12 protein-coding genes are annotated in these 26,715 nt (G+C 70.3%); 7 read left to right on the top strand and 5 right to left on the bottom strand.

Features of this window, described 5'->3' with window-relative positions:
* The first annotated feature begins 140 nt into the window (after positions 1 to 140).
* The 3 genes from B0A89_RS04230 to B0A89_RS04240 all read left to right on the top strand — a co-directional run bounded on the left by B0A89_RS04230 (position 141) and on the right by B0A89_RS04240 (position 11,667).
* Positions 141 to 8,672, top strand: coding sequence for a GH36-type glycosyl hydrolase domain-containing protein (locus B0A89_RS04230; protein ID WP_085377064.1), 8,532 nt, complete (start codon positions 141 to 143; stop codon positions 8,670 to 8,672).
* Positions 8,673 to 9,125: 453 nt separating this feature from the next.
* Positions 9,126 to 10,313 carry a nucleotidyltransferase family protein gene (locus B0A89_RS04235; protein ID WP_085377065.1) on the top strand — a complete coding sequence of 396 codons (1,188 nt, stop codon included), beginning with the start codon at positions 9,126 to 9,128 and terminating at the stop codon, positions 10,311 to 10,313.
* 349 nt (positions 10,314 to 10,662) lie between these two features.
* On the top strand, positions 10,663 to 11,667 hold the full coding sequence (locus B0A89_RS04240; protein ID WP_085377066.1) for a glycosyltransferase: 1,005 nt from the start codon (positions 10,663 to 10,665) through the stop codon (positions 11,665 to 11,667).
* A gap of 18 nt (positions 11,668 to 11,685) precedes the next feature.
* Here B0A89_RS04240 and B0A89_RS15300 read toward each other — a convergent pair whose 3' ends face one another.
* Positions 11,686 to 15,096, bottom strand: coding sequence for a family 16 glycosylhydrolase (locus B0A89_RS15300; RefSeq protein ID WP_085377067.1), 3,411 nt, complete (start codon positions 15,094 to 15,096; stop codon positions 11,686 to 11,688).
* A gap of 327 nt (positions 15,097 to 15,423) precedes the next feature.
* Between B0A89_RS15300 and B0A89_RS15095 the strand changes: the two genes are divergently transcribed.
* From B0A89_RS15095 to B0A89_RS04265, 4 genes are all read left to right on the top strand, one after another.
* Positions 15,424 to 17,799: a glycosyltransferase gene (locus B0A89_RS15095; protein WP_240558636.1), complete on the top strand. Its 2,376-nt coding sequence runs from the start codon at positions 15,424 to 15,426 to the stop codon at positions 17,797 to 17,799.
* Positions 17,796 to 18,776 (top strand): glycosyltransferase family 2 protein, encoded by a 981-nt coding sequence (locus B0A89_RS04255; RefSeq protein WP_085377068.1) that lies wholly within the window; start codon positions 17,796 to 17,798, stop codon positions 18,774 to 18,776. Before B0A89_RS15095 ends, B0A89_RS04255 begins: the two co-directional genes overlap by 4 nt.
* Complete coding sequence (locus B0A89_RS04260; protein ID WP_085377069.1) at positions 18,776 to 21,181, top strand: GNVR domain-containing protein; 2,406 nt, start codon at positions 18,776 to 18,778, stop codon at positions 21,179 to 21,181. Before B0A89_RS04255 ends, B0A89_RS04260 begins: the two co-directional genes overlap by 1 nt.
* Before the next feature lie 85 nt (positions 21,182 to 21,266).
* Entirely contained in the window at positions 21,267 to 21,506 is a 240-nt protein-coding gene (locus B0A89_RS04265) for a hypothetical protein (RefSeq protein WP_085377070.1), read from the top strand.
* On the opposite strand, the gene B0A89_RS04270 is transcribed toward B0A89_RS04265, so the two are convergent.
* From B0A89_RS04270 to B0A89_RS04285, 4 genes are read right to left on the bottom strand one after another with little or no spacing between them, the layout of a single operon-like run.
* On the bottom strand, positions 21,482 to 23,341 hold the full coding sequence (locus B0A89_RS04270) for an ABC transporter ATP-binding protein (RefSeq protein WP_085377071.1): 1,860 nt from the start codon (positions 23,339 to 23,341) through the stop codon (positions 21,482 to 21,484). The two genes, B0A89_RS04265 and B0A89_RS04270, sit on opposite strands and share 25 nt — an antisense overlap.
* 11 nt (positions 23,342 to 23,352) lie before the next feature.
* Positions 23,353 to 24,270: a hypothetical protein gene (locus B0A89_RS04275; RefSeq protein WP_085377072.1), complete on the bottom strand. Its 918-nt coding sequence runs from the start codon at positions 24,268 to 24,270 to the stop codon at positions 23,353 to 23,355.
* A gap of 22 nt (positions 24,271 to 24,292) precedes the next feature.
* A complete protein-coding gene (locus tag B0A89_RS04280; protein ID WP_157115239.1) occupies positions 24,293 to 26,260 on the bottom strand; it encodes an asparagine synthase-related protein in 1,968 nt (655 codons plus the stop codon).
* Positions 26,257 to 26,715, bottom strand: coding sequence for a lasso peptide biosynthesis B2 protein (locus B0A89_RS04285; protein WP_085377074.1), 459 nt, complete (start codon positions 26,713 to 26,715; stop codon positions 26,257 to 26,259). The genes B0A89_RS04280 and B0A89_RS04285 overlap by 4 nt, the downstream gene beginning before the upstream one ends.

Genomic DNA, 26,715 nt, shown 5'->3' on the forward strand with positions numbered 1-26,715 from the left:
CGGCGGCGTCCCTGCCATAGCCCAGATGCACGCCGCGCGACAGGGCCGCGCGTGCGGGCGGCCCTGTCGCGCGGCGGGGCAGGTCTTGTGCTTTTCCCGCCGCCACCGCACGGTTCGGGCAAGACAGTCCGGGACACAGCATGAGCCAGCCGATCCATCCGACGACCGCGCAACGCCGCTCAGACCGCAAGGCCCCCGCCGGGGGCCTGGGCCTGCCCCGCCTGTTCGGCCGGTCCGGCGCGCCCCGCCCCCCCGGATGGGAGGTGCCGCCCCAGCCGATCCGCTTTGACATCTGGACAGGGCGCACGCTGCACGATGCGGGGCGCGAGCTTGCCGCCACGCCCCGGCCCGACCTTGCCGATGCGCCCGCCCGTCCGGTGCGGCGGCTGATCGAAAACCAGGCTGCGATCCGGCGCAACTATCTGGATGGCATCGCCGCCGAGGAACGGGGCGAGACGATCACCCCGGCCGGCGAATGGCTGATCGACAACCACCACATGGTCGAGGAAAACCTGCGCCAGCTGCGCCAAGCCTTCGGGCCCGCCTTCCTGACGCGCCTGCCGCGGGTGCAGCTATCGGGCGGGGGCGAGGTGCCGCGCGCGCTGCTGATCGCGTGGTATTTCATCGCCATCACCAATTCCGAGGTGACGGCCGAGGGGCTGACCGATTTCCTGCGCGGCTATCAGTCGGTCCATACCCTGACCATCGCCGAGCTGTGGGCGGTGCCGACCTTCCTGCGCTATGTGCTGGTCGAGAATCTGCGCCGCCTGTCCGACCGGGTGTCGCTGGCGCGCGAGCGGCGCAAGGCGGCCAATGAGGTGGCCGACCAGCTTGCCGGCGCGGGCGGGGCCGCCGCGGCGACCGCGGTGATCGAGGCCAATGCCGGCCTGGTCGCCGACGACACGGTGGCCGCGCAGCTGCTGTACCGCCTGCGCGACAGCGGGCCGGACAACCAGTGGGCGCTGGTGGCGCTGGAACGGCGGCTGGGCGGCACGCAGGCGATCGACCGGGCTGTCCAGTCGGAATATGCGCGCCAGTCCTCGGGCAATGTCACGGTCGGCAACATCATCCGCAGCCTGCGCCGCACCGGCGAGATCGACTGGCTGGACTGGTTCGAGGGGGTCAGCCATGTTGACAGGCTGCTGACCGATGCCAGCGAGTTCGGCCGCCTGGACCAGGGCACCCGTGCCAGCTATCGCTCGGCCATCGAGCGCATCGCCCGCCGTTCGGACCTGTCCGAGACGGAAATCGCCCTGCGCGCCATCGCGGGCGGCCGACACGAGGGCGGGCAGGAGAGCGGACGCCATCAGGAGGGGGACCGGCAGGGCGGGGACCGGCAGGGCGGGGCGGCCGAGGTCGGGCACCTGCTGGTCGGGGCACAGGCGCGCGCCTTTCGCGCCGCCTGCGGCTATCGTCCCGGCCTGCGTGAGCGGCTGGCCGTGCCCCCCCGCCTGGTCGGCTGGTGGACGCTGCTGGCCACGCTGGTCGCCATCACCGCCGTCCTGACGGCGGCGCTGGGCATGATCCTGCCGGCCGGGCTGGCGGGCTGGCAGGTGCTGCTGCTGGCCTTCGCGGCGGTGCCGGCCTCGGATACCGCGATGCAGGCGCTTGCCTTCATCGCCGCGCGCACGGTGCCCCCCCAGCGCCTGCCCAGCTATGATTTCCGCGCCGGCGTGCCGCCCGAACAGCGCACGCTGGTCGTCATCCCCGGCATGATCACCTCGGTCGATGCGATCGACGAGCTGGCCGAGATGCTGGAATCGCATTACCTGGCCAACCCGCTGGGCGATGTCAGCTTTGCCCTGCTCAGCGACTGGAAGGACGCGCCCAGCGAGACGCTGCCCGACGACCAGCGCCTGCTTGCCCATGCCCGCGCCCGGATCGAGGCGCTGGCCGAACGCTATGACCATGGCGGGGTGCGGCGCTTTTTCCTGCTGCACCGCAAGCGCCTGTGGAACCCCGCCGAAGGCGTCTGGATGGGCTGGGAACGCAAGCGCGGCAAGCTGTCCGAACTGAACATGCTGCTGCGCGGCCATGCGGGCACCAGCTTTGTGCCCACCGGCGCGACCCCGCCCGAGGGCATCCGCTATGTGGTGACGCTGGACAGCGACACGCGCCTGCCGCGCGACACCGTCTCGGCGCTGGTCGGCAAGATGGCCCATCCGGTCAACCGCCCCGTCCACCGCGCCGACGGCACCGTCGCGCAGGGCCATGCGATCATGCAGCCGCGCGTGACCCCCTCGCTGACCACCGGGGCCGAGGCGTCGGTCTTCCAGCGCATCTTTTCCGTGAACCGGGGGCTGGACCCTTATGTGTTCACCGTGTCCGACCTTTATCAGGACATCGCCGGCGAGGGCAGCTTCACCGGCAAGGGCATCTATGACGTGGATGCCTTTGAACGCGCCGTGGCCGGGCGCATGCCGGAAAACGCGATCCTGTCGCATGACCTGCTGGAAGGCAGCCTGGCGCGCGCGGCGCTCGTCACCGATGTCGAGGTGGTCGAGGATTTCCCCATCCGCTATGCGACCGAGGCCAGCCGCCAGCATCGCTGGATGCGCGGCGACTGGCAGCTGCTGCCGCTGATCGCGGCGCCCGGCAACGGGCTGACCGGGCTGGCACGGTTCAAGATGCTGGACAACCTGCGCCGCTCGCTGGTGGCGCCGGCCTGGGTCGGGGCCTCGATCGCGGGCTGGCTGCTGCTGCGGGGCGATCATGCGATGCTGTGGCAGGCCGGGCTGATCCTGGTGACGGCGCTGGTCGCGATCCTGCAGGTGGATCTGCGCGTGCTCGATCCCCAATACGGCGTCTCGTGGGATTATCACCTGCGCCACATGCTGCGCGATGCGCTGACCTATGTCACGCAGCTGGCGCTGCGGCTGGCCACGGCGGCGCATCAGGCCTGGCAGGCGCTCGACGCAATCGCCCGCACGCTGTGGCGGCTGACGGTCAGCCGCCGGCACCTGCTGGAATGGACCACCGCGCGCGATGCCGGCCGGGCCGGCGGCGGGATGCGCCCCGAATACCGGCGCATGATCGCCTCGCCCCTGATCGGGGGGGCGGCCATCCTGGCGACGGCGGCCCTGAACCCGACCGCGCTGCCGCTGGCGCTGCTGTTCGGGGGCATCTGGATCGCCGCCCCCTGGATCATGGCCCGCGCCTCGCAGCCGCTGGCGACAGGGGACCGCCTGACGCTCGACCCCGCGGACGAGGCCGAGCTGCGCCGCATCGCCCGGCGCACCTGGCGCTATTTCGAAACCTTCGTGGGGCCGGAGACCAATCACCTGCCGCCCGACAACTGGCAGATGACGCCCGCGCCCAAGCTGGCCGAACGCACCTCGCCCACCAATATCGGGCTTTACCTGATGTCGGTGATGTCGGCGCACGACTTCGGCTGGATCGGCCTCGACACCGCGCTGGCACGGATCGAGGCGACGCTGACGACGATGGAACGCATGGCGCGCTTTCGCGGCCATTTCTTCAACTGGTACGACACGCGCACGCTGGCCGTCCTGCCCGCGCCCTATGTCTCGACGGTGGACAGCGGCAACCTTGCGGGCCTGCTGGTGGCGCTGGCGGGGGGGCTGCGGGGCTGGGCGGACGATGCCCCCTCGGTGCGCCGCCGCCGCACGGCCGGGCTGGCCGACACGCTGGCCAACCTGCGCGCCGAGATCGAGGCGCTGGCCCCCCACCGCCGCGGGCTGCGCGATCTGAACGCGGCGCTGGACGGGGCGGTGCAGGGGTTCGCCGATGCGCTGGCGCAGACCGGGGGGGGCGGGGCGGCGGCCTCGGTCGCGGCCGGGCAGCTCGTCTCGTACACGGCCGAGATCGCGCGGCTTGCCACCGATCTGGACGCGGCCACCGACGAGGGCGGCGCGGCCGAGGTGCTGGCCTGGGCGCAGGCGCTGGCCCGCGATGCGGCGGACGTGCTGACCCCTGCCGCCGAGGGGCGCGAGGCGCTGGAAGGCTTTGCCCTACGCGTGCGCCTGCTGGCCGAACGGGCGCGCCTGCTGGCGTTCGAGATGGATTTCGCCATGCTGGTGCAGACCGACAAGATGCTGCTGTCGATCGGCTATCGGCCCAATGACGACCAGCTCGACGACAGCAGCTATGACCTGCTGGCATCCGAGGCGCGCCTGACCAGCTTTCTGGCCATCGCCAAGGGCGACATCCGCAAGGAACACTGGACGCGCCTGGGCCGCCCCTTCACGACCTTCGGGCATCAGGGGGTGCTGCTGTCCTGGTCGGGCTGCATGTTCGAATACCTGATGCCGCCGCTGCTGCTCAAGGAACGGCAGGGCGGCATCCTCAGCCATTCCAGCTCCATGGCGGTCGAGGTGCAGATGGACTGGGGCCGCTCGCGCGGCCTGCCCTGGGGCATTTCGGAAAGCGCCTTCAACGGGCGCGACCGCGACATGAACTATCAGTATTACGCCTTCGGCGTGCCGACCCTGGCGATCAAGCGGACGGGGGGCGATTACGTCGTGGCGCCCTATGCCTCGATGCTGGCGGCGCAGATCGACCCGCAGGCGGCCGCGCGCAACCTGGCGGCGCTGCGCAAGCTGGGGGCCGAGGGGCCGTTCGGCTTTTACGACGCGGTGGATTTCGCCCCCAGCCGCCTGCGCGACGGGCAGGGCCATGCGATCGTGCGCAACGTCATGGCGCATCACCACGGCATGTCGATCATGGCGATCGCCAATGCCGTCATGGACGGCATCCACCGCGAACGGTTCCACGCCGATGCGGTGGTGCGCGCATCCGAACTGATGCTGCAGGAAAAATCCCCGCGCGACATCACGCCCGTCACCCGCGCGCCCTCGGCCGCGGGGCTGGGCCGGGGGGCGATGCCGGTGGTGGGCGACACCCAGACCGTCGTGGCCGAACCGGGCCGCGCCGCGCGCGAGGTCGCCCTGATCTCGAGCGGGGCCTTCACGACGATCCTGTCCTCGACAGGGGCGGGCCGGTCCATGCGGGGGGGGACGGCGCTGAACCGCTGGACCCCCGATCCGGCGCTGGATGACGGCGGCATCTTCATCATGATGCGCGACGTGCAGTCGGGCGAATGGTGGTCGGCCACCCATGCGCCCCGGTCCGGCCCGGACGAGCGGTCCTCGGTCGTCTTTTCCGACCACAAGGCCGAATTCCTCAAGACCGCCAACGCCATCGAGAGCCGGCTGGAGGTCATCGCCGCGACCGAAGGGAATGCCGACGGCCGCCGCCTGACGCTGCGCAACCGGTCGGGCTCGGACAAGACCATCGAGGTCACGTCCTATGGCGAGATCGTGCTGGACAACCCGGCCAGCGACCGGGCCCATCCGGCCTTTTCCAAGATGTTCGTCCAGACCGAGATCCGAGAGGGCGGGGCGCTGATCGTGGCCAGCCGCCGCCCGCGCGACCCGCGCGGCAAGGCCGCCTATCTGGCCCATCTTGTCGCCGGCCCCGAGGGCGCGATCACCCCCGCGGCCGAGGCAGAGACCGACCGCCGCGCCTTCATCGGCCGCGGCCGCTCGCTGGGGGATGCGGCCGCCTTCGACCAGGGGGCGGGCCTTGGCGGATCGCAGGGGCACACGCTCGACCCGATCTTCGCCATCCGCCGCCGCGTCCGGGTGCCGGCGGGCAAGACCGTCTCGCTGACCTACTGGACGCTGATCGCCGACAGCGAGGCCGAGCGCGACCGCATGGCCGCCCATTATGCCCGCCCCTCGGTGTTCGAACAGGAATTGCGGCTCGCCTGGACCTATTCGCAGGTGCAGCTGCGCCACCTGGACGTGTCGCTCGACGACGCCAAGCTGTTCCGCCGCTATGCCAGCCTGCTGGTCTGGCCCGATCTGCGCCTGGCCGCCACCCCCAAGCGGCGGACCGAGCTTGGCCCCCAGGGCGATCTGTGGGCGATGGGGATTTCGGGCGACGATCCGATCCTGCTGCTGCGCATCGACGACGAGGCGGACCTGCCGATCCTGCGCGAGGCGCTGCGGATGCACCAGTTCCTGCGCATCCGCGGCGTGGCCCATGACGTGGTGATCCTGAACGAGCGCGCGTCCAGCTATGTGCAGGATCTGCAGCATGCCATCCAGTCGCTGGTGGACGGGGCCTGGCAGGCGGCCGGCCCTTCGGCGCCGCGCCATGTGCATGCGGTGCGGCGCGACCAGATCAGCAAGGCCAGCTTCGACACGCTCGTCTCGGCGGCGCGGATCATGCTGCACACCCGCAACGGCCGCCTGTCCGAACAGCTCGACCGCCTGCCCGATCCGCAACTGCCCGCCCCGCCCTCGCGCCCGCAGCGCCTGCCGGTGCCCGCGGACGATCCGCGCCCCGCGCCCCCGGCCGCCACGCCGCTGGATTTCTGGAACGGCTTTGGCGGCTTTGCGCCGGGGGGGCGGGAATATGTCATGCGGCTGGCCCGCGACCGGCACACGCCGCATCCCTGGATCAACGTGGTCGCGCGCGAGGATTTCGGCTTTCACGTCTCGGCCGAGGGCGCGCCCTATACCTGGGCGGTCAATTCGCGCGACTATCCGATCACGCCATGGTCGAACGATCCGGTCATCAACCGTCCGGGCGAGGCGCTGCTGATCCACGATCCGGCGACGGGCCGCGTCGCGACCCCCTTCCTGGCGCTGTCGGACGATCCGCGGGCGGTCCACGAGACGGCCCACGGCCTGGGCTATTCGCGCTTTACGGCGGATTACGGCTGGGTCCGGGTCGAGGCGGTGATGACCCTTGCCGAAGGGCAGCCCGCCCGGCTGACGCGCCTGTCCGTGACCAACCGGACGGCGCGCCCGCTGGACCTGCAGGGCATCGCCTATGCCGAACTGGTGCTGGGCACCGAACGGGCGCGTGCTGCGCCGATGATCCAGACCGGCTTTGACGCGCTGAACGCGCTGGGGGCGCGCAACCCCTTCTCGACCGACTTCGCGGACCGGGTGACGGCCCTCGCCTGCGACCGCCCGGTCGAGGCGTGGTGCGGCGACCGGACGGCGTTCTTGGGCCGTGCGGGCAGGCCGGGGCGGCCTGCGGCGCTGGCCGACTGGCCCCAGCAAGCGGCCGCGGGCGATCCCTGCCTCGCGATCCGCTGGCCGCTGCGCCTGGCGCCGGGCGAGACGGCGACGACCACGCTGGTCCTGGCCAACGCCCCGCAGGAAAGCCTGGGCACGGTGCTGGGGGCCGCGACGGCGCAAGGGGCGGTGGACCGCGCGCTGAAGGCCGCGCAGGCCGAATGGGACGAGGTGCTGGGCACCCTGCAGATCGACACGCCCGACCAGCCGCTGAACCTGATGGTGAACACCTGGCTGCCCTATCAGGCGCTCGCCTGCCGCATCCGGGGGCGGACGGCCTTCTATCAGGCGTCGGGGGCCTTCGGGTTCCGCGATCAGTTGCAGGACACCAGCGCGCTGCTGCTGCAGGATCCGGCGCTGTGCCGGCGGCAGATCCTGAACGCCGCCGCGCGGCAGTTCCCCGAAGGGGACGTGCAGCACTGGTGGCTGCCCGGTTCGGGCGCCGGGGTGCGGACGATGATCTCGGACGACGTGGTCTGGCTGGGCCACATCACCGCGCTCTATGTCCGGGCGACCGGCGACGGCGCGATCCTGGACGAGCCGGTGCCCTATATCGCCGGACCCGCGCTCGATCCGGGCGAACATGACCGCTTCTATGTCCCCCAGCCATCGGGCGAGACGGCGCCCCTTTACGATCACTGCGCGCGGGCGCTCGATCTGGCGGTGGCGCGGACCGGGCCGCACGGCCTGCCGCTGATCCTGGGCGGGGACTGGAACGACGGGATGAACCGCGTGGGCGAGGCGGGCCGGGGCGAAAGCGTCTGGCTGGGCTGGTTCCTGTGCGACACCATCGCCGCCTTTGCGCCGCTGGCGCGCGCGCGGGGCGATCACGCCCATGCCGACGCGTGGGAGGCCCATGCCGCCCGCGTGCTTGAGGCGCTGGAGGATGCGGGCTGGGACGGCGCCTGGTATCGGCGCGGCTATTTCGACGACGGGACGCCGCTGGGATCGGCGGCCAGTGCCGAATGCCGCATCGATTCCATCGCGCAAAGCTGGGCGCTGATTTCCGGCGCGGGCCGGGCCGACCGGGCGCATGACGCGGTCAACGCCGCGCTGGCGCAGCTGTTCGACCGCGACGGGCAGTTGCTGCGCCTGTTCACCCCGCCCTTCCAGGACACGCCGGCCGAGCCGGGATACATCAAGTCCTATCCGCCCGGCGTGCGCGAGAATGGGGGCCAGTATACCCATGCCGCCGCCTGGATGGTCTACGCGCTGGCCCGCAGGGGCGAGCGTACCCGCGCGCAGCGGCTGCTGTCGGCGCTCAACCCGGTCAACCATGCGCTCGATGCCCGCTCGGCCGAGTTGTACCGGGTCGAGCCTTACGTGGTGGCGGCCGATGTCTATGCCGCGCGCGACAAGACCGGCCGGGGCGGGTGGACATGGTACACCGGCTCGGCCGGGTGGATCTATCGCGCGGCGGTGGAAGGTGTGCTCGGCATTGCCCGCCATCCCGAGGGCGTCGTCCTTTCCCCTGCCCTGCCGGATGACTGGCCGGGCTTTTCCGCCCGGCTGGGCCGGGGCGATCGCACCGTCCTGATCGAGGTGCGGCGCGAGGGAGAAAGCGTCGTCGCCCTGGCCGACGGCGAAAGGCTGGGCGAGGACGGTCTGGTCAGGCTCTGACCGCGGGATCGGCGCGGCGCGGGCGGCGCGCCGCGCCTTTGGCGGACGGCCGGGGCGCCTTGGCAAAGGGCCGGCAGGGCGCATTGGGGCAAGGCGCCGCTCGGCAGCGCAGGATGCAGCACTGCCGGGGCCGAGCTGGAACGCCCCGCGCCTCAAGGCATGCCCCTGGCAGCCGCCCAGCCCCGCCGCCCCTGCGCGCCGCCCTCTGGCCGGCTGATCCCGCCCTGATGCGGCCGGCTGCTGCCCCTGCCCCGCGATCCGAGCCGAGGCAAGCCTTTGCGCATTTTGCTTGGCGGGGGCCGCAAGGCCTTTCCCTGGACCAAAGGGGGCCTGTCAGGGGCAGGCCGCGAGGTTCCGCCTGCCACATGGCAGAAAACCGCTCACGCCCTTGCTGCGGATGTGCAATAAGACCGCGCCAAAGGTCGGGCGCGTGACAGCAGAAGGGCAAGCGATATGGCATTCACCGGCGAGACGATCGCGGCCATGACCCAGGACGCCTCCCCCGAGATGGCCGTCCTGCTTGCCGCCAGCCGCCCCTCCGCAGACCGCGCGCCCGCGCCCCATCCTATCCCCCGACAGGCTGGCGGCGCGCCCCGTCCAGTCGATCCGGACCTGCTGTTCGAACTGGCGCGGCTGAACAAGATGCTGGGCGTCCTGCCGCTTTCCCCGGCTGCCCTGCCGCCCGGCTGCGCCGGGCTGGCGCCCCGGCTGCTGCAGGTTCATCTGCAGACCATGTCCATGAACCGCCGGGTCATGGCCGTGACGGCCGAGGTGGTGCAGGCCCTTGCCGGCATCAGGGTGGTGGTCCTGAAAGGACCGTTCCAGCAGCAGGCGCTGCATGGCAATGCCGCGCGGCGGCCGTCGGGTGACATCGATCTGTTCGTGGCACCGGCGGACCGCGCCCGCGCCGCTGCGCGGCTGCGCGATCACGGCTTTGCCCCGACCGAGGAGGACCGCGCCCTGTGGTGGATCCGCTTTCTGGGCGAGCAGCACTTTCAGCGCGCCGCCGACGGGGCCGTCGTTGACCTGCATCATCGCCTGCAGCAGGTCGGCCTGCCCGCCTGGCGCCGGTCGGGGGAGGTGCTGGCGCGCGCGGTTAGCCTGGCCCATGACGGTCAGGCGGTTCCGGTTCCCTCGGCGATTGACGGTTGCCTGCTTCTGGGCGTGACGCTGGCCAAGGCGCTGCTGGCGCATGAGCCTTGCGGCTGGGCCGCGGCCGAGTTGGCGCATGCCATAGCGCAGCTGCCGCCAGCCGACTGGCCGCGGCTGTGGCAGGCGGCAAAAGGCGCGGGGCAGGACCGGACACTGGCACTGGGGCTGGCGCTTGCCGCGGCATGCTGCGGCCCGCTGCGCCGCGCGGATGGCAGCCCGGCCGAGCCGGGGGCTCCGGTCCTGCGCGGGATGCCGCGCGATGCGGCGCTGCTGCGCGACCTGGTGTTCCAGCCCTGGCGCCGCCCCCAGGAGGCGCTGCGCCGGCGGCAGATGCTGCTGATGCTGGCACAGGGTCGGCCGCATGTGGCGGCGGTCGAAAGCGCGCGCGCCCTCGCCTCGCCCCTGGTTCTGAACCGCCTCATGCGGCAGGGCGGCGCGGCCGGCCAGCCCGCCGGGGATGCAGGCGACCAATCGGGCGCCGGGGCGTGACAAGCCCTCTGCCCCGCCGGCGAGGGCCGCATGACGGCCGCATGCCCCCTTGCCCGTCAGGACAGGGCGGCTAGCGGCGGGAACAAGCCCGCGCATCCACCTCCCAGCCTTTCTTGTGATGGCCTTGGGCGCAAGGCACCCGCACCCCCCGCCCCGAATCATCCGGGCGGCATTGCCAGATCATTGCAGGATACCGGCCTTGCCGCACCCACGTAATTCAACCTCCGAGGGAATTGCGCCCCGCCCAAATCAACAAATAGGATCGCGCTTTCTGAAAACCTGTCCATAAGACCAGATTGACCATCCGGCCGCCATTCTGCCTTTAAGCAGTGTGTAGCGGGAAAGTGCGATGAACCGAACGGTCGATCTTTTCTATCACGGCTATGAAATAAAGGCGCTGGACCGTCCATTGGGCCGGATGCAGTCGAACATGCATCTGGCGGCTCGCACGATTTACCGGCATGTCCGGGGCCGCCAGCTTTACACGGGATTCTATACGGCCTTCACAAACCTGCGCCGCGGGCTGGAAGCAGTCGGCGTCGATGTCCGGATCAACGATTTTTCCCATGCCCGGCGCAATCCGCGCATGCCGATCGGCATTTGCGGCTTTCCAGGGGTATTCGAAAAGGTCACCCTGCCCAATCCGGCGGTGTTCGGCCCCGGTTACGTGCCCCCTGCCGACCAGATCGAAGCCGTCACCGGCAAATGCAACATCGCGATCTTCACCCAGCCTTCGGAATGGCCCTGCGCGGCCCTGCGCCCGGCCCTGGGCGACCGGATCCAGCCATTGTTCGCCCCCATCATCCTTGATCGCTGGCCGGATGTCTCGGCGGCGCCAAAGACGCATGATGTGCTGATCTATGACAAGATCCATTGGCACAGGGATGAGCTGGTCCCCCGGATCAGCGACCGGCTGAAGCAGCATTTCAAGGAAAAGGGGCTCAGCTTTCACGGCCTGCGCTATGGCAGCCACAGATCCAGGGACTTTCGGGCCGCCCTCAAGGCATCCCGCGCGGTGGCATTCCTTTCACATCATGAAACTCAGGGCTTGGCCTATCAGGAAGCCATGGCCTCCGGGCTTCCGGTATTTGTCTGGAACGAAGGTAAATTCATGGATCCGCAGGATCAGCAGACTACAGGGATCAGCCCGGCGGTGTCATCGGCGCCCTATTTCGACGAACGCTGCGGCATGATGTTCACCGAGACAGACATCGAGACATCCTTTGACGAATTCTGGAATTCCCGCCAGCGGTTCCGCCCGCGGGAATTCGTCTCCGAGGTTCTCAGCCCCCAGCAATGCGCGCGCATCTACCTCGCGCTGCTGGATCGTGCGGCGCAATGGGGGCCGCGCTGACGCGGCCGCGCCGGTCGTTCACGGCTGTGCCGTGACCTGCGTGAAATAGAAATTGGTCGGCTTCAATGCCGCTAGCTTGACATTCTTCAGCCGCAGCATCTGATCGCGCGCCAGGCGGATCAGCACGTCGGCTCCGGCCTGCACCGACCAGGCCAGCACATCGTCGAAATGGCGGAAGTGAAACCCGACCAGATGCACCTTGTCGTCACCCGACAGGTCCAGGATGGTGTCATTGCCCATGCCGCGGCGGATGACAAAGGTATCGACCCCGGCCCCGCCCTTGAGCACATCGTTCCCCTCGCGCCCGTCCAGCTCGTTATATTGCGCGGCGCTGCCTTCCAGATAGTTGTCGGCACTGTTGCCGGTCAGCCAGCGGCTCCAGTCCCCGCCCAGGCGGGCCTTCTGCTCGCCCGGCTTCAGCGTGGTGGACCAGTCCCACTTCACGGCCGCGCCTGCCCCGTCCATGTCCGAGAACTGCGCCGATCCCGGATCGCCCTGGGGCATGGGCGCCAGATCGTGCCCGCGCGGGCGCTGCCAGACGCGCACATGGTCGATGCGCATGTCGGTATGCTCGGCATCGCTGAAGGTCTGACGCCCGGTGCTGCCGCCCCAGCCGCCGACCGCGACATTGGCCAGCATGTACATCGGCTTCTTGCAGTCCTCGGGGGTGGCAGTGCGGAACACCTCGACCCCGTCGAAATACCAGACCATTTCCTCGGGGCCCCAGTCGAAGCCGTAAAGATGCATGCCGTCCGCCGTATCGCCGACCAGCGTGCCCTGGCCGGTGCCGACATGCTTGCCGCTGTCCTGGGTGTGGGCAGAGCTGTGCAGCACGTTAGTGTTGACCGACAGCACCTCGAAGATGTCCAGCTCGGGCGGCCACTGCCCGTCGATCGACAGCAGCCACCAGGCCGGCCACAGCCCGTCGCCCCTGGGCAGTTCGGCCCGCATCTCGAAATACCCGTACTGGACGGAAAAGCTCTGCTCGGTGGTCAGTGCGCCCGACAGATAGGGCTTGTTCTCGACCTGGCCCAGCAGCGCCTCGGGCGTTTCCGACACGTGGATCGACAGCACGCCGTCCTTGACGGCAAAGGGGTCGAGGCCCAGCCCCTTGTAGTCGGGATCGACGTAAAGCTGCTGCTCGCCGTTGGAATCGAGCGTGCGGTTGCCGTAGTAATAGACCGGACGCCACAGCCCGGCCGGATTGGCCTTGCTGCGCAGATCCAGGCGGTCGAAATTTTCGGCGAACAGCAGGGTCATCCCCGAAGGGTCGGGCGCAAAGCTGGCCATGTTGGCCGGCACCAGCGCGGCCCGGTCAACGCCCCGCAGGGTCAGCGTCTGGCCCGGCCGCAGCTGAAAGACCAGGTCCGCGCCGGACTGCCGGGCCAGCGCCATCACCTCGAGAAAGCTGCGAAAGCCAAAGCCGGTCAGGCGCAGGACATCGCCCCCCGCGCCGGGGGTGAAATCGGTGATGACATCGTTGCCCTCGCCCGCATCGACGATGAAATGGTCGCGCCCCGCGCCCCCTGTCAGGGTGTCGTCGCCCCCCTCGCCGTTCAGGAACTGCGTTCCGGTGCCGCCCCCGCGCAGCTGGTTGGCCAGCCTGTTGCCCTGCAGATAAAGCGCCTCGCCCGTGGCCTCGTTCGACACGGTGCCGTTCTCGACCTCGTCGGGCAGGGTATAGTTCATCCAGGTGACGACGCTGTCGATGCCCCCGCCCGCCGCCTCGATCACGCGGCCGCGCGAATTCTTGATGTAATAGGTGTCGTCACCCGCCCCGCCCGCCAGCTTCTGGACATCTCCGCTGTGGTAAAGGACATCCTTGCCGGCGGTTCCGTTCAGGGTGGCGGGCGCCGTGCCGCCCAGGATGAAGCTGTCGGCTGTCAGGCTGGCAAGGGGGATGTCCTTGAGGGTGACGAAGTCGCGCTCCTCGATCCAGATGCGCACATCGGCGCCGCGCTGCTCGGCCCGCGCCAGAACCTCGGCGCCGCTTTCAAAGCCATAGTTCCGCAGGTCCAGCCGATCCCCGGCGGCGGCGTTGAAATCGGTGATGACATCGCCCTTGTCGCCCAGGGCAATGACGAAACGATCCGCGCCCGCACCCCCGGTCAGCGTATCCTGCCCGCCAAGGCCGGTCAGCGTGTCGGCGCCCGCACCGCCCGTCAGCGTATCGGCGCCAGCCGTGCCGGTCAGGACCAGCGGCTCGGGAACGGGCTGGGGCACCGGCTGGGACGGGGCGGGCGCCACGACATCCTCGAACACCATGCCCGCGGCGGCCAGCCGCGCTGGCGTCATGTTCTTCAACGTCAGCGTCTGACCGTCGGTCAGCGGCAGAACCAGATCGGCGCCCGAGGGGCGCGCCGCGGCGATCACCGCCTCGGGCCTGTCATAGGGCAGGCCCACGAACTTCAGCACGTCACCGTTGAAATCCATCACCACATCCGATCCCTGCCCCGCCCGGATGACAAAGACATCGGCGCCCTTGCCCCCGATCAGGGTATCGTCGCCCGCCCCACCGTCGATCGTCTGCGCGCCCGCGCCGCCGGTCAGGCGGTTGTTCAGCGCATTGCCGGCCAGGATATGCACATCCTCGCCGATCACAGAGCCGTTCTCGACATTGTCGGGCAGGACCAAGTCGAACGCGGCGACGATCGAATCGGTGCCCTGCCGGGGCTTTTCGGCCACTGTATCGGCAGCAGAGCGAGGGTAATAGGTATCGTTCCCGCCGCCTCCGGCCAGAATGACGGCCGGCCCCTCTGCCCTGCGCATGGTGTCATTGCGGTCGGTGCCGATCAGGCTGGCGGCCGGGGCGCCGGCGCGCGCCGCCGTCGCCGCGGGCACCGGATCGGCATGCGGCGCGGGGACGAAGCGGATCGAGGCGCAGGCCGCCAGCGATTCGAGCGTGAGGTTGACGAAGGTCACAACCTCGCCGCGCTCCAGTTCCACGACCAGGTCTGGCCCTGCCTGAACCGCCCGTTCAAGCATCTGCGCGAGGGATGCCAGCCGATACCCATGCAGCTCCAGCCTGTCCGTCGCGGGGTCGAAATCCAGGATACGGTCCGCGCCCTCGCCTTCCCGCAGGATGAAGACGTCATTCCCACCGCCGCCGGACAGGATGTCGTTGCCCGCGCCGCCGTCCAGCGTGTCGGGACCGGGCGATCCCTCAAGCATGTTGTCCAGCGCATTGCCCGCCCCCCTCGCCGGTGCCGTCAGCCGCAGATTCTCGACATTGGCCGGAAGGACGGTGTCCTGGGCGGTGATGATGGTGTCCACCCCCGCGTCGGCTGCCTCGCTGACCAGCTGGCCGGGGCCGACGTGATAGACATCGTCGCCCGCCCTGCCCATCAGGCAAAGGCCGGTTTCGGGGCGGGGCATGAATTCATCACCGCCAATGGTGCCGGGAACGTTGCGCAGGACGGTATCGGGCATGGCATTTCTCGATCTTGTGTGAACGCGGCGCAGCCGGGGGATGGCGGCAGGATGCGCGGCGCACAGCAATATTGACGGCCGGTTAACGACGGAAAAACCGCGCGCGCGTTGCAGGGGGCCAAGGGGTTCGGCCCCTTGCGGTCCGGCCCGCCTCGCAGGACGCTCTCGCTAAGATGAATGACTATTTGGACAGGTTGGGCCGATCAGCGGTTTCGCGCATGGGGAAAGTTGAGTAAGCGCGCTGAAGGGTCGCCCGTCCGCACAAGCCGGACACGGCCATGCTGTGGCCGCTTTTGGGGAAGGGGGCGGCTTTGACGATTGCACCGGGTGGAGACGACCATGCAGGTGACCTACCTCGCCCATGATCTTGATGATCCGTCATGCTGGCGCCGGGTGGACATGCTGCGCCGGGGCGGCGCCCGGGTGCGCGTCGCCGGCTTCCGGCGGGGCGACGGCCCCCTGCCTGAACCCGCGATTGTCCTCGGGCGCACGGCGAACGGCCGGCTTGTGCAGCGGGTCCGCGCCATCATGGCCGCGGCGCCCCGCATCGCGCGCCTGATCCCGCCCCCCGGCACGGCGCACCGCGCGCCGGACGGCAGCGCGCCGGGCGAGACGATCCTTGCCCGCAACCTGGAAATGCTGGCGCTGGGGGCCGCCCTGCTGCGGACGCGCAAGGCGGGGGGGGCAGCTGCGCGGCTGGTCTATGAACTGCTCGACATCCATGGGATGATGCTGGGGAACGGTGGCGTTCACCGCCTGCTGCGCCGGATCGAGGCGGGATTGATGCGCCGCGCATCCATGGTGGTGATCTCGTCCCCGGCCTTTGCGGCGCATTACCTGCGGGCCTTCGGCCAGCCCCCCATCCCCGCGCTGCTGGTCGAGAACAAGCCCTTCGCGCGCGCCGCCCTCTCCGACGGCGCGGCGCAGGGCGCGCCGCGCGGCCTCGCCCAGGGCGGGCCGCTGGTCGTCGGCTGGTTCGGGATGCTGCGCTGCGCCTGGTCGCTGCAAACGCTCGACCGCGTGACCCGCGCCGATCCGGGCCGCTATCGGGTGGTGCTGCGCGGCAGGCCGGCGCTGGACGTGATGCCCGATTTCCATGCCGTCATCAAGGCCAACCCGGATCTGGACTATCTGGGGCCCTATCGCTGGCCGGATGATCTGGGCGCGATCTATGGCGCGATCGACGTGGCCTGGCTCATCGACCGCTATCAGGCGGGCCAGAATTCGGACTGGCTGCTGCCGAACCGCCTTTACGAGGGCTGCCTGAACGGGGCGGTGCCCGTGGTGCTGGCAGGAACCGAGGTCGCGCGCCGCATCGACGCATGGGGCTGCGGGTTCGAGGTGGCCGCCCCCGAATCCCAGGCTGTCGCGGCCGCGCTGGGGGGAATCGACGCGCCCCGTCTGGCCGCGCGCCGTGCGGCCGTCGGCGCGATCCCGCGCGCGGCCCTGCAGATGGACGATGCCGAATGCCGGCGCCTGACACAGGCGATCTGCGGTGCGGTCGAAGAAGGCGCAGGCGACGCCCTGCCGGCCGGGAACCCGGGCCCCGGCATGGCCGCCGCCACGGGCACCCCTGCCGCAGCTTCCCCTGCCGCTGCTTTTGCTGCCCCTGATGCCCCCGATCCACGCGGCCCCGCCCCTGCCGCCCCGGTCAGTGCCGGCGCGGCACCCATGGGCGGCGCCCCTGCGCTCGATTTGCCCGATCCGGCCGGCCCCGTGGCGGGACGGGTTCTGATCGTCATTCCGACCCTGAACGAGGCCGCGCATATCGCCGATGTCCTGGACGCCGTGCTGCCCTTTGCAGACCGCGCGGATGCGCGGATCGTGGTCGTCGATGGCGGATCGGCCGATGCAACGGCGGCCATCGTTCGCAAGCACGCCGCCCGCCACCCGCGCATCGCGCTGCTGGACAACCCTGGGCGGCTGCAGGCTGCGGCGGTCAACCGGGCGGTCGAGGCATGGGGCGAGGGTCATGAGTGGCTGCTGCGGCTGGATGCGCATAGTGCCTATCCGCCCGATTACGGCGACGCCCTGCTGGCCGAGGCAGCCCAGACCGGCGCCGACAGCGTGGTCGTGTCGATGCAGGCACAGGGTGAAGGGGGCCTGCAACGCCTGATCGCGGATGCGCAGAATTCGCGCATCGGCAATGGCGGATCGGCCCATCGGCTGGCCGGGCGCGGGGCATGGGTCGATCACGGCCACCATGCCCTGATGCGGATGGCGGCCTTCCGCGCCGTTGGGGGCTATGACGAACGCTTCAGCCACAACGAGGACGCCGAGCTGGATCACCGGCTGCGCGCGGCCGGATACCGCATCCGGCTGACCGGGCGCACGGCGCTGGGCTATTTCCCGCGCAAGCGGCTGGCGCCGCTGATGCGGCAGTATTTCAATTTCGGCCGGGGCCGCGCCCGCAACCTTGCCAAGCACGGCACGCGCCCGGCCCTGCGGCAGGCGGCCGTGGCGATGCTGGCCCCGGCGCTGCTGCTGACCCTTCTGGTGCCGCTCAGCCCCGTCTTTGCCCTGCCGCTGGCGGTATGGCTGCTGGCCTGCCTTGCAGGCGGGCTGATGATCGCCCGGTCCACGCGCAACCCGGCCGGGGTGCTTGCGGGCTTCATCGCGGGGCTGATGCATCTTGCCTGGTCGGCCGGATACTGGTCCGAGCGGCTTGCCCCCGCGCCCCGGATCGGAAGGACAGCGACATGATCCCCGACGAACCCGAGGCGCTGCTGATCGCCGTCTGCACCTTTCGCCGCGCCGCCATTGCCGAGACGCTGGAATCCCTGGCACGGCTGCAACCCTGCGGCCTGCCGGTGCGGATCGCCGTGGCCGACAATGACACCGCCCCGAGCGCCCGCGCCGCGATCGAGGCGATCGCCGCCGCCCATCCCTTGCCCATCACCTATCTGCACGCCCCGCAGGCCAATATCTCGATTGCGCGCAATGCCTTGCTGGATCACGCCCGCAGCACCGGGATCAGGCTGATGGCCTGGATCGACGATGACGAGATCGCCGATCCCGCCTGGCTTGCCGCGCTGGTCCGGATGTGGCGCGCCTGCGGCCCGGATGGACGGCCCGGCGCGGTGCTGGGCCCGGTGCGCGCGGATTATCTGCCCGGCGCACCGGCCTGGATGGATCGCGCGCGCGCCCATGACACGCTGCCCGTTATCGGGCAGGACGGGGCCATCGCCTCGGGATATACCTGCAACATGCTGCTGGACCTGAACGATCCGGCGGCGGCTGGGCTGCGCTTCGACCTTGGCCGCGGCCGCACGGGGGGCGAGGACAGCGCCTTCTTTGCCGCCTTTCGCGCTGCCGGAGGGCGCATCGCCTTTGCGCCCGACGCGCTGGTGCGCGAGACCGTGCCCGCCGACCGCGCCCGGCTGGGATGGCTGATGCGGCGGCGCTATCGGATGGGCCAGACCCATGCCAGCCTGATCGCCCAGGATCGCGGTGCGCTGGGCCGGGCGGCAGCCGCAGGGCTGGCCGGCGCCAAGGCCGCGGCCTGCGCCGGGCTGGCGCTGCTGGCCGCTACCGACCCGGCGCGGCGCAACCGCCAGATCATGCGCGCCGCCCTGCATATGGGCGCGGTGGCCCATCTGGCCGGCGCGCGGCAGATCGTAATCTATGGCACCCCCGCCGGCACGAAGAGCCCGGACGGCGCCGCCCCCGAGGAAAACTGATGGCCCGCGCACTCCAGCCCTATGATCCGTCGAACGTCTATGCCGCGCATTCCAGCCCTCCGGTCGAGACGATCGACCTGAGCCGCCTGATGACGGCGCTGCGGCGCCAGCGCACGACCATCCTGCTGCCTGCGATCCTGATGGGGGCGCTGGGCGTCGTCTATGCCAAGACCGCGCCCGACACCTATTCGGGCTATGCCAGCCTGATGCTGGACAGCAACATGAGCGGCGCGATCCGCCAGGTGGGCGGCATCGACCGCACAGTCCTGCCCGACGACATGATCGAGAACGCGCGGGTCGTGCTGGAATCGGACAAGCTTGCCTTCGACGTGCTCGACCGCACCGGGCTGCAGAACGATCCTGCCTTCCTGGAGCCGCCGGTCTCGGGCTTTTCGCGCGCCGTTGGCAAGGTCATGGGAACCATCCTGCAGCCGGTCACCTGGACGCGCGCGCAGCTTGAACGGATGCTGGCCACACCCGGCGCGCAGGAGCCGGGCACGGCCACCGCTCAGCCGGGTGATCCGGCGGGCGGGACCGCCCAGCCGATCGACCCCATGCGCCGCCTGGCCGCCGCCATGCTGCAGGGCGGGATCGATGTCTATCGCCAAGGGCGCAGCACGGCCGTCACCGTCGCCTATACCGCCTATGACCCGGCGACCGCGGCCGCTGTCGCGAATGCCTATGCCGACGCCTATGTTCAGGACATGCTGACGGCCAATGCCTCGGCCGTGGGGCAGACCACCGCATGGATGCGCGGCCGGGTCGAGGAACTGCGCAGTCAGGCCCAGGCCGCTGCCGCCGCCGCCGAAAAATTCAGCACCGAACATGGCCTAATCGGCACGACGGGGGGCGATCTGCTGACCAGCCAGGCGGTGAGCGAGCTGAACACCAGCCTGACAACAGCCGTCGGGGACATGGCGCGCGCGCAGGCCGTGCTGGATACCTATGACAAGGCCGTCGCCGCGGGGGTCGAGGGGCTGACCTCGGGGATCGACCTGACCATCGGGGGCGAGATTTCGGATGCGCTCAGCGGGCGGATCAGCAACTACAACGATGTGCGCGCCCGGTTGCAGCGGACGATCGCGAATGCCGGCCCCGGCGCGCCGCAGGTCGCAGGGCTGCGCCAGACGCTCAGCACCACGGCCCAGCGCCTGTTCGTCGAGCTTCAGGGCCAGCAGCAGGAAGCGCGCAGCGCCCTGGCCGTGGCCAAGGCGCGCGTCGATGCGCTGCAGGCCAGCCTTGACGAGGCGACACGGCGCAACAACGCCCAGGCGGCCAACATGGTCAAGCTGGACGCCCTGCAGAAAGAGGCGGCGACCCTGTCCGAGCTTTACCAGGCGACGCTGACCAAGGCCCAGGAAATCGAACAGCAGCAGTCCTTCCCGGTCAGCAATGTTCGCATCCTGTCCTATGCCCAGCCCCCGCTGCACCCGTCCGGCCCCTCGACCATGCGGGCGGCGTCGATGATGCTGGTGCTGGGGCTGTTCTTCGGGATCCTGCGGGCCGCCTTGCGCGAGGCGCGCGAACGCTTCGTGCGCACCGCCAGCGACGTGACGGATCACTCGCCCCTGCGCTTTCTGGGGCATCTGCCGGTGCTGCCCCGCACCCGCAACCGGGCCGAGCGCGCCGCGCAGCCGTTGCCGGCGCCCCCCGCGCCCACAGGGGGCACGCTGCCCGCGATCGGGCGCCGCTACAAGGCGATCAGGGCGACGGTGCCGATCCTCAGCTTTCCCAATTCGGTCTATGCCGAAACCTTGCGCCATATCCATCTGGCGGTCGGAACCCGGCACGAGGAGGTGCCGCTGCTGGGGATCACCTCGTTCCATCCCTATGAAGGCCGGGCGGCGGTGTCGCTGAACTTTGCAGGACAGTTCGGGCTGGGCAAGGATTCGGTCCTGCTGATCGACGCCGACAGCCGCGGCCGCGCGCTCAGCCGGATGATCGGCATGGATGCGGTGCCGGGCCTCAGCGACGCGGCCGCGGGCCAAGGCGACTGGCGCGACATGCTGGCCACGATCGAGCAGACCAACGTGACCGTGCTGCCCTGCGGGCTGGGCACGGGCGGCCGGGCGGACGACCTGATCACCGCGGCCTTCATGACACGCCTGCTGGACGAGGCGCGGAGCCTGTTCGGATCCATCGTGATCGACGTGCCCCCGCTTTACCCGGTGGCCCAGGGCCGGGCGATCCTGCACGAGCTGCCGCATTTCGCGATCGTGGCCGAATGGGGCAAGACGCCGCGCAACATGCCCGAAATCGCCCTTGCCGATGATCCCGAGCTGGAGGCGCGCTGCGTGGGGGTCGTGTATGACCGCGTCAACCTGCGCCGGCTGCGGCGCTATTTGCCGCCGGGGGCAGCAGAAAATTATGTCGGGATGGCAAAGGCCTATTCACAGGCACGCTAGAATTGCTGCGGCGCCGCGTATTTTAACGATTGATTAATCCCCCTTCCCCTAGTTTCTGCTAGGATTCAGTTGAAGAGGGTCAACCATGTTCGTGATCCGTTACCTGATGGTCGCGCTGGCGGTTTTGTCCGCAACACTTGCCTTTGGCCTTGGCGCGGGGCTGGGGGGCTGGCGGATAGCCGGGCTGATGGCCCTTGTGGCCCTGGCCCTTCAGGCGGGCGTGGTCGGCTATGTTGCCCTTCTTGCCTTCCGTCCGCGCCCCTGGCGTGGGGACACGGCCAAAAGCGGGCTGCATAACTCTCACCTGGTCATTCTGCCCAAATAGCTTTCGGGCAGGGCCGCGCCCTCGCGCGGGCGGCTCGCCTCGACGATGCGGCCCTCGTCCATCACATAGACGGCATCGGCAGCACGGATCAGCGCCGGCCGATGCGTGATGGCCAGAATCGTCATCTGCCCGCGCAATCCCTCGATCGCCTTGACGAGCGCCTCTTCGTTCTCCCAGTCCAGCGCGCTTGTCGCCTCGTCGAGGATCAGCACATCGGGGCGGCGCAGCAGCGCGCGGGCAATGGCGATCCGCTGGCGTTCCCCCCCCGACAGCAGCGTGCCCCTGTCGCCCATCTCGGTATCCAGCCCCTGCGGCAGCGCGCGCACGAAACCGGCCGAGGCAAGATCCAGCGCCGCGAGGATCCGGCCGTCATCCACCGCATCGCCCGCGGCCGCGGCGATCGCGATATTGGCGCGAATCGTGTCGTTCAGCATGAACGGTTCCTGCGCGACATAGCCGGTGCGGTCGCGCCAGCCGCGCAGCTGCTCGGTCGCCAGGACCGCGCCGTCGATCAGCACCCGGCCCTGCTCGGGTTGCAGCAGCCCCAGGATGATATCGGCCGCCGTGCTTTTCCCCGCCCCGGATGGCCCGGCCAGAACCGTCATCTCGCCAACACGCAGCGTCAGCGAACAATCGGTCAGGGCGTTGCGCGCCTCGCCCGGAAAGCGCCAGGTCACGCGGTCCAGCCGGATGTCGCGGCGCGGCGCGGCGATCGGCGCGCTGCCCCCCATCGCCGCATCGGAATGGGCGCGCAGATCCTGCTGCAGGCGGTTGATCGCGCCCCAGGCGGGCAGGTCCACCATCAACTGCTGCAGCGAGGCCTGCACCCCCAGAAAGCGCGGCGCTGTCCGCATGAACAGCAGCAGCAGGATGACGATGCGCGCCACGTCCAGATGCGCCCAACCCAGCGCCACCCAGATGAACAGCGAGGCGCCCGACACGACGGCGAACTGAAACAGGCCGCCGCCCAGCGTGGTCTGGCGGGTGAATTCGCGCGCATCGTCCCTGGTCTGGTCGAGGATGCCGCCGAACAGCCGCAGATAGCGGCTTTCCAGGTTCATGCTGCGCGCCATCTTCAGGCTGCCCACGAATTCGGACACGGCATGCAGCTGCGCCTGCCGCTGTGCCTGCAGGCGGTCGCCATAGACGGTCGCCAACCGCCGGAAGGGCCGCATCAGCAGCAGCGCCACAACCCCGAAGCCATAGGACAGGATCGTCATGGGCGCCGAGATCATCAGGCTCAGCCCGAAATACAGCAGCAGGCCGACAAGGCTCTGCAGGATGGTCAGCACCAGATAGGCGGCAAGATACAGCCGCTCGATCTCGCCGCTGAGGGCGTGCTCGATGCGTGTGCGGGGGATGCGCGCCACATGATCCCAGCGGGCATGGGCCACGTCGCGGAACAGGGCGATGCGATAGAAATTGGTAAAATCATGGATCAGGTCTGACAGATAGACGGCCTTGGTGCGGTTGAAGGCCATCTGCAGCGCCGTCAGCGCCACGATCCCCAAAAGCAGCGCCCCAAGCGGAATCCGCTCTGGCAGGAACCCCAGCCCGGGCAGATCGACCCCCGACATGTCCACGACCGTGCCGCCCGCGCCCACCAGCTTCAGCACCGGCAGGAACATCAGGATGGTCATCCCCTCGGTCAGCGTGCCCAGGATCAGCAGCACCAGCCCGATGGTCAGCCGCCGCCCTTCAAGATGCCTCAGCGCCTGCCAGAAGGATGCCAGATCCGCCCGGCCGGACGCGCCTTTCGGCGCAGCCTCCGCCTGGGGCGGCGGGGCGTCTTCGGGCGGCGCGGCAGGGGGGGAGGAGGGCGATTGCGCGGACATGCTCGCCACCCTCAGCCCTCGTCCAGGTCGCGGTCGATGGCGGCCCGGATCTCGGCGGCGCGGTCAAGCCCCGCGGCCAGCAGCAGCCGGCGCGGCGGCGATTGCCGGGCCAGGCGCGCGGCATCGCGGAAATGCGTCGCCGCCGCATCCCCCTGCAACAGATCCTCGCCAAAGCGCAGGCCATAGGAAAAGCGCATCACGGCGGGCAGCCGCTCGGCGGGCGCGATGGGCTGGACCGCGGCGGGGGCACCTTCGGGCGCGCGTTCCAGCACATAGATGCGGCTGGCAGGCACCGGCTGCGACGCTACGCGGCCCGGGTCCAGCATCGCGCGGGCCTTGTCGATCTGGTCATGCACATGGCCGCGGATCACCGCCCCGCCCGGCAGCAGCCGCGCGGCCTCGGCCGACAGCTTGACCTGCCCGAAACCGGGCAGCATCCGCCCCTGCGCGTCGATCGCGACCAGATCATCGGACAGAAGTTGCGCCCCCTGGGCCAGCAGCCCGGTCGCCGTGGTGGACTTGCCGGTGCCCTTGTCGGCCAGGAAGGCCAGCCCGTGCCCGCGATAGACGACGGCGCTGGCATGCAGCACGAACAGCCCTTGCCGCCGCAACGCCTCGAACAGGACCGGGCCGAGCAGCGGAAAGGCCAGCAGGTCATCCGAAACGCCGGTCGCCCGCTCGATCCCGATCTGCCGCCCATCGGCCGAGACGGTAAAGGCCCCGACAGCCGGCCACCAGAACCACGTGCCCTCGGGGCCAAAGCGGCAGGCCGATTCCTCGCCCCGGAAGGGCAGCATCTGGGGCGCTTCGGCAATGGCCAGATCGGCGGGCGTGCCGGGCGCACCTTCGGCAAGTTCCGGCAGGGGGATGCCGGAGGTGATGGCAAGCCCGTAGGCACAATAGGCATGGACAGCGGAAAGGTCGGTCATGGCTGGAGGGAAATCGCCTTGGTCAATCGAAAAGAGGACCGGGGCACAAAGGCGCCGCGGTTGCGAATGCAGCCCCTTGCGGGGCAGTGGGGGCAAGGGCGGCGGGCAGCGGCGCGGCGCCTGCCGGCGGTGCCGCCCAAGAGGCGCGCCGTTCAAGCCAGGCGGCCAGCCAGATGGCACGCCACAGGCGAAAGATGGCCTGCGCATCGGGGGCCGGGTCATGGTCCAGCTGCGCCAGGTCGGCGCGCAGCGTCGCGCCATCGACCCATCCTTGCAGGATTGCCGGACCGGCCCGCAACCGGGCAAGGCGGCCCGCGCAATCGCGGCGCAGGGCGGCATGGAAATCGGCGATGAAATCGGTCTTGTCGGCGCGCAGGCGCACCGCTTCGGGCAGCACGCCGCGCATCGCCTCGCGCAGCAGCGCGCGGGGCTGGCCATGGCGGATACGCGCGGCATCGGGCTGCCACAGGCAAAGCTCGACGACGCGGTGATCATAGAAGGGATAGAGCGGGACCACCCCGGCGCTGCGCGCCGCACGGTCCAGCACCTCGAAGGCGCCCGCGATCAGCGGCGCCGACAGCATCGCCGCATGATGGCGCACAGAGGCGGGCAGCGCAGGATCGCCGCCCTCCCCCGCCTCGGCCTGCGCCCGGACCCGCTCGACCAAGCCCGTTTCGACGGCCAGCCCCCGATCGACCAGGCTGCGCCAGGCGAAGGGATCGCCCCCGCCCCCCTCGGGCGCAAGCCGGCGGCCCAGCCGGGCAAAGCCCCGCCGCCCCTTCCAGGCCAGCAGCAGGCCCAGCGTCTCGCGGGGCGCGCTGCCGGTAAAGCGCGCATAGGCGCGCGCCAGGCCCAGCGCCTGCACCCATCGCCCCTCGCCCGCCAGCCGGGCGATGTCGGCAAAGGCGCCGCCGATGACCTCGTCACCGCCATGGCCGTCCAGAACGCCCGTCGCCCCGGCCTGACGGGTGGCGCGGTAAAGCTGGGCGCTGCTTGCCATGCCGGGGGCAAAGAAGGGCTGGTCCTGCGCGTCCAGCTGCGGGTCCAGGTCGAAAAGCGCGTCCCCCACCTCTCCGGGCAGGGAAACGGGGGCCAGCCGCCCGCCGGCCCTTTCAAGGACCGCGTCGATGAAGAACCCCTCGTCCATCGCAGGATCGCGATAGCGCAGCGACAGCGCCGGGCGCGGCGCATCATCCCCGCCCCCCTCGACCGACAGCAACGACAGGCTGCTGGAATCCAGCCCCCCGCTGAGCATCGTGGCGGCGGGACCGGCGGCGCAGGCCTCGGCCGTGGCATGGGCGAGCGCCGCGCGCAGGGCCTGCGCGCCGTCCGCGCCCGCATCCGGCGGGGCCGCATCGGCCAGGCGGTACCAGGCGCGCACCGCATGGCGCGCATCCGGCCCGATCCGGGCCAGATGCCCCGGAGCGAGACGCGTCACGCCCTCATAGGCGGTTGCCTCGGTGCTGGTCGGCCGGCCGCAAAGGAAATCGGCAACCCAGGCCCGGTCCACCTCTGGCTGCGCGCCCAGCCCGGCCAGGACGGTGGAAAGATCCTGCGCCACGATCATGCATCCGCCCCGGCTGGCATGAACCAGCGGGCGGACCCCGAACCGGTCGCGCACCAGCGTGAGCCCGCCAGTCCTGCGGTCATGGACGGCAAAGGCAAAGGCGCCGCAAAGGCGCCGGGCCGCATCCTCGCCCCAGCGCAGCCAGGCGGCAAGCACCAGATCGCCCGGCCCGGCCGCGGGTGCGGCGGACAGGCTGCGGCGCAGGTCGGCCAGGTCGGTCAGCCCCAGATCGCCCACCAGCGTCAATGGCCCCAGCCGTGCGGCAAGGCCCGGCCCGGCCTGCATCAGCAGCGCGCCCCCGCAAGGTTCGTCATGCAGGACAGGGCCGTGCCGTCGCGCAAGATCGCCCTTGACGCGCATCACGATGCCCCGGTCCGCATCCGGGCCGATGATCGCGGCAAAGCGGTTCAGAGCATGGCTCACGGCCAAGCCTCGATCCCCGGCATGTCGAAATCATGCAGCGGGCGGTGCCCGGCATATTCGGCAGGGGTGCCGCCCAGCACGATCGTATCACCGGCCATCAGCCAGGCATGAGGGGCCAGCCCCTTGCCCGCGCCGGCCCGGACGGGCACCGAAAGGCGAACGGTGGTGGCATAGCCGCGCTGCGCCAGCAGCAGCTGGCCGGCGCTGGCTTGGGTAAGGCAGGTGGCCCCCGGCACCAGCCGCGCGGCGTTGCGGACCGACCAGGCGACGGCGGCCAGTTCACTGTTCGGCACGGCACGGCCATGCGGGACGGGCACGCCTTCGATCATCCGGCGCAGCGCATGATGGCGCCGGCGCAACAGATAGACGCGCACCCGCAAGATCGCCGCCAGGGCCTCGCCCAGCAGCACCGCGTCGCGGCCACTCAGGCGGCGAAGGCGCGCGAGGGCGGGCAT

The organism is Paracoccus contaminans (genome assembly GCF_002105555.1).
Lineage (GTDB): Bacteria > Pseudomonadota > Alphaproteobacteria > Rhodobacterales > Rhodobacteraceae > Paracoccus > Paracoccus contaminans.

Coding starts and splice junctions, on each gene's coding strand:
- B0A89_RS04255 (WP_085377068.1), top strand. CDS start 17,796: ATGATCCCCGACGAACCCGAGGCGCTGCTGATCGCCGTCTGCACCTTT.
- B0A89_RS04285 (WP_085377074.1), bottom strand. CDS start 26,715: ATGCCCGCCCTCGCGCGCCTTCGCCGCCTGAGTGGCCGCGACGCGGTG.
- B0A89_RS04265 (WP_085377070.1), top strand. CDS start 21,267: ATGTTCGTGATCCGTTACCTGATGGTCGCGCTGGCGGTTTTGTCCGCA.
- B0A89_RS04275 (WP_085377072.1), bottom strand. CDS start 24,270: ATGACCGACCTTTCCGCTGTCCATGCCTATTGTGCCTACGGGCTTGCC.
- B0A89_RS04260 (WP_085377069.1), top strand. CDS start 18,776: ATGGCCCGCGCACTCCAGCCCTATGATCCGTCGAACGTCTATGCCGCG.
- B0A89_RS04240 (WP_085377066.1), top strand. CDS start 10,663: ATGAACCGAACGGTCGATCTTTTCTATCACGGCTATGAAATAAAGGCG.
- B0A89_RS04270 (WP_085377071.1), bottom strand. CDS start 23,341: ATGTCCGCGCAATCGCCCTCCTCCCCCCCTGCCGCGCCGCCCGAAGAC.
- B0A89_RS04235 (WP_085377065.1), top strand. CDS start 9,126: ATGGCATTCACCGGCGAGACGATCGCGGCCATGACCCAGGACGCCTCC.
- B0A89_RS04230 (WP_085377064.1), top strand. CDS start 141: ATGAGCCAGCCGATCCATCCGACGACCGCGCAACGCCGCTCAGACCGC.
- B0A89_RS15300 (WP_085377067.1), bottom strand. CDS start 15,096: ATGCCCGATACCGTCCTGCGCAACGTTCCCGGCACCATTGGCGGTGAT.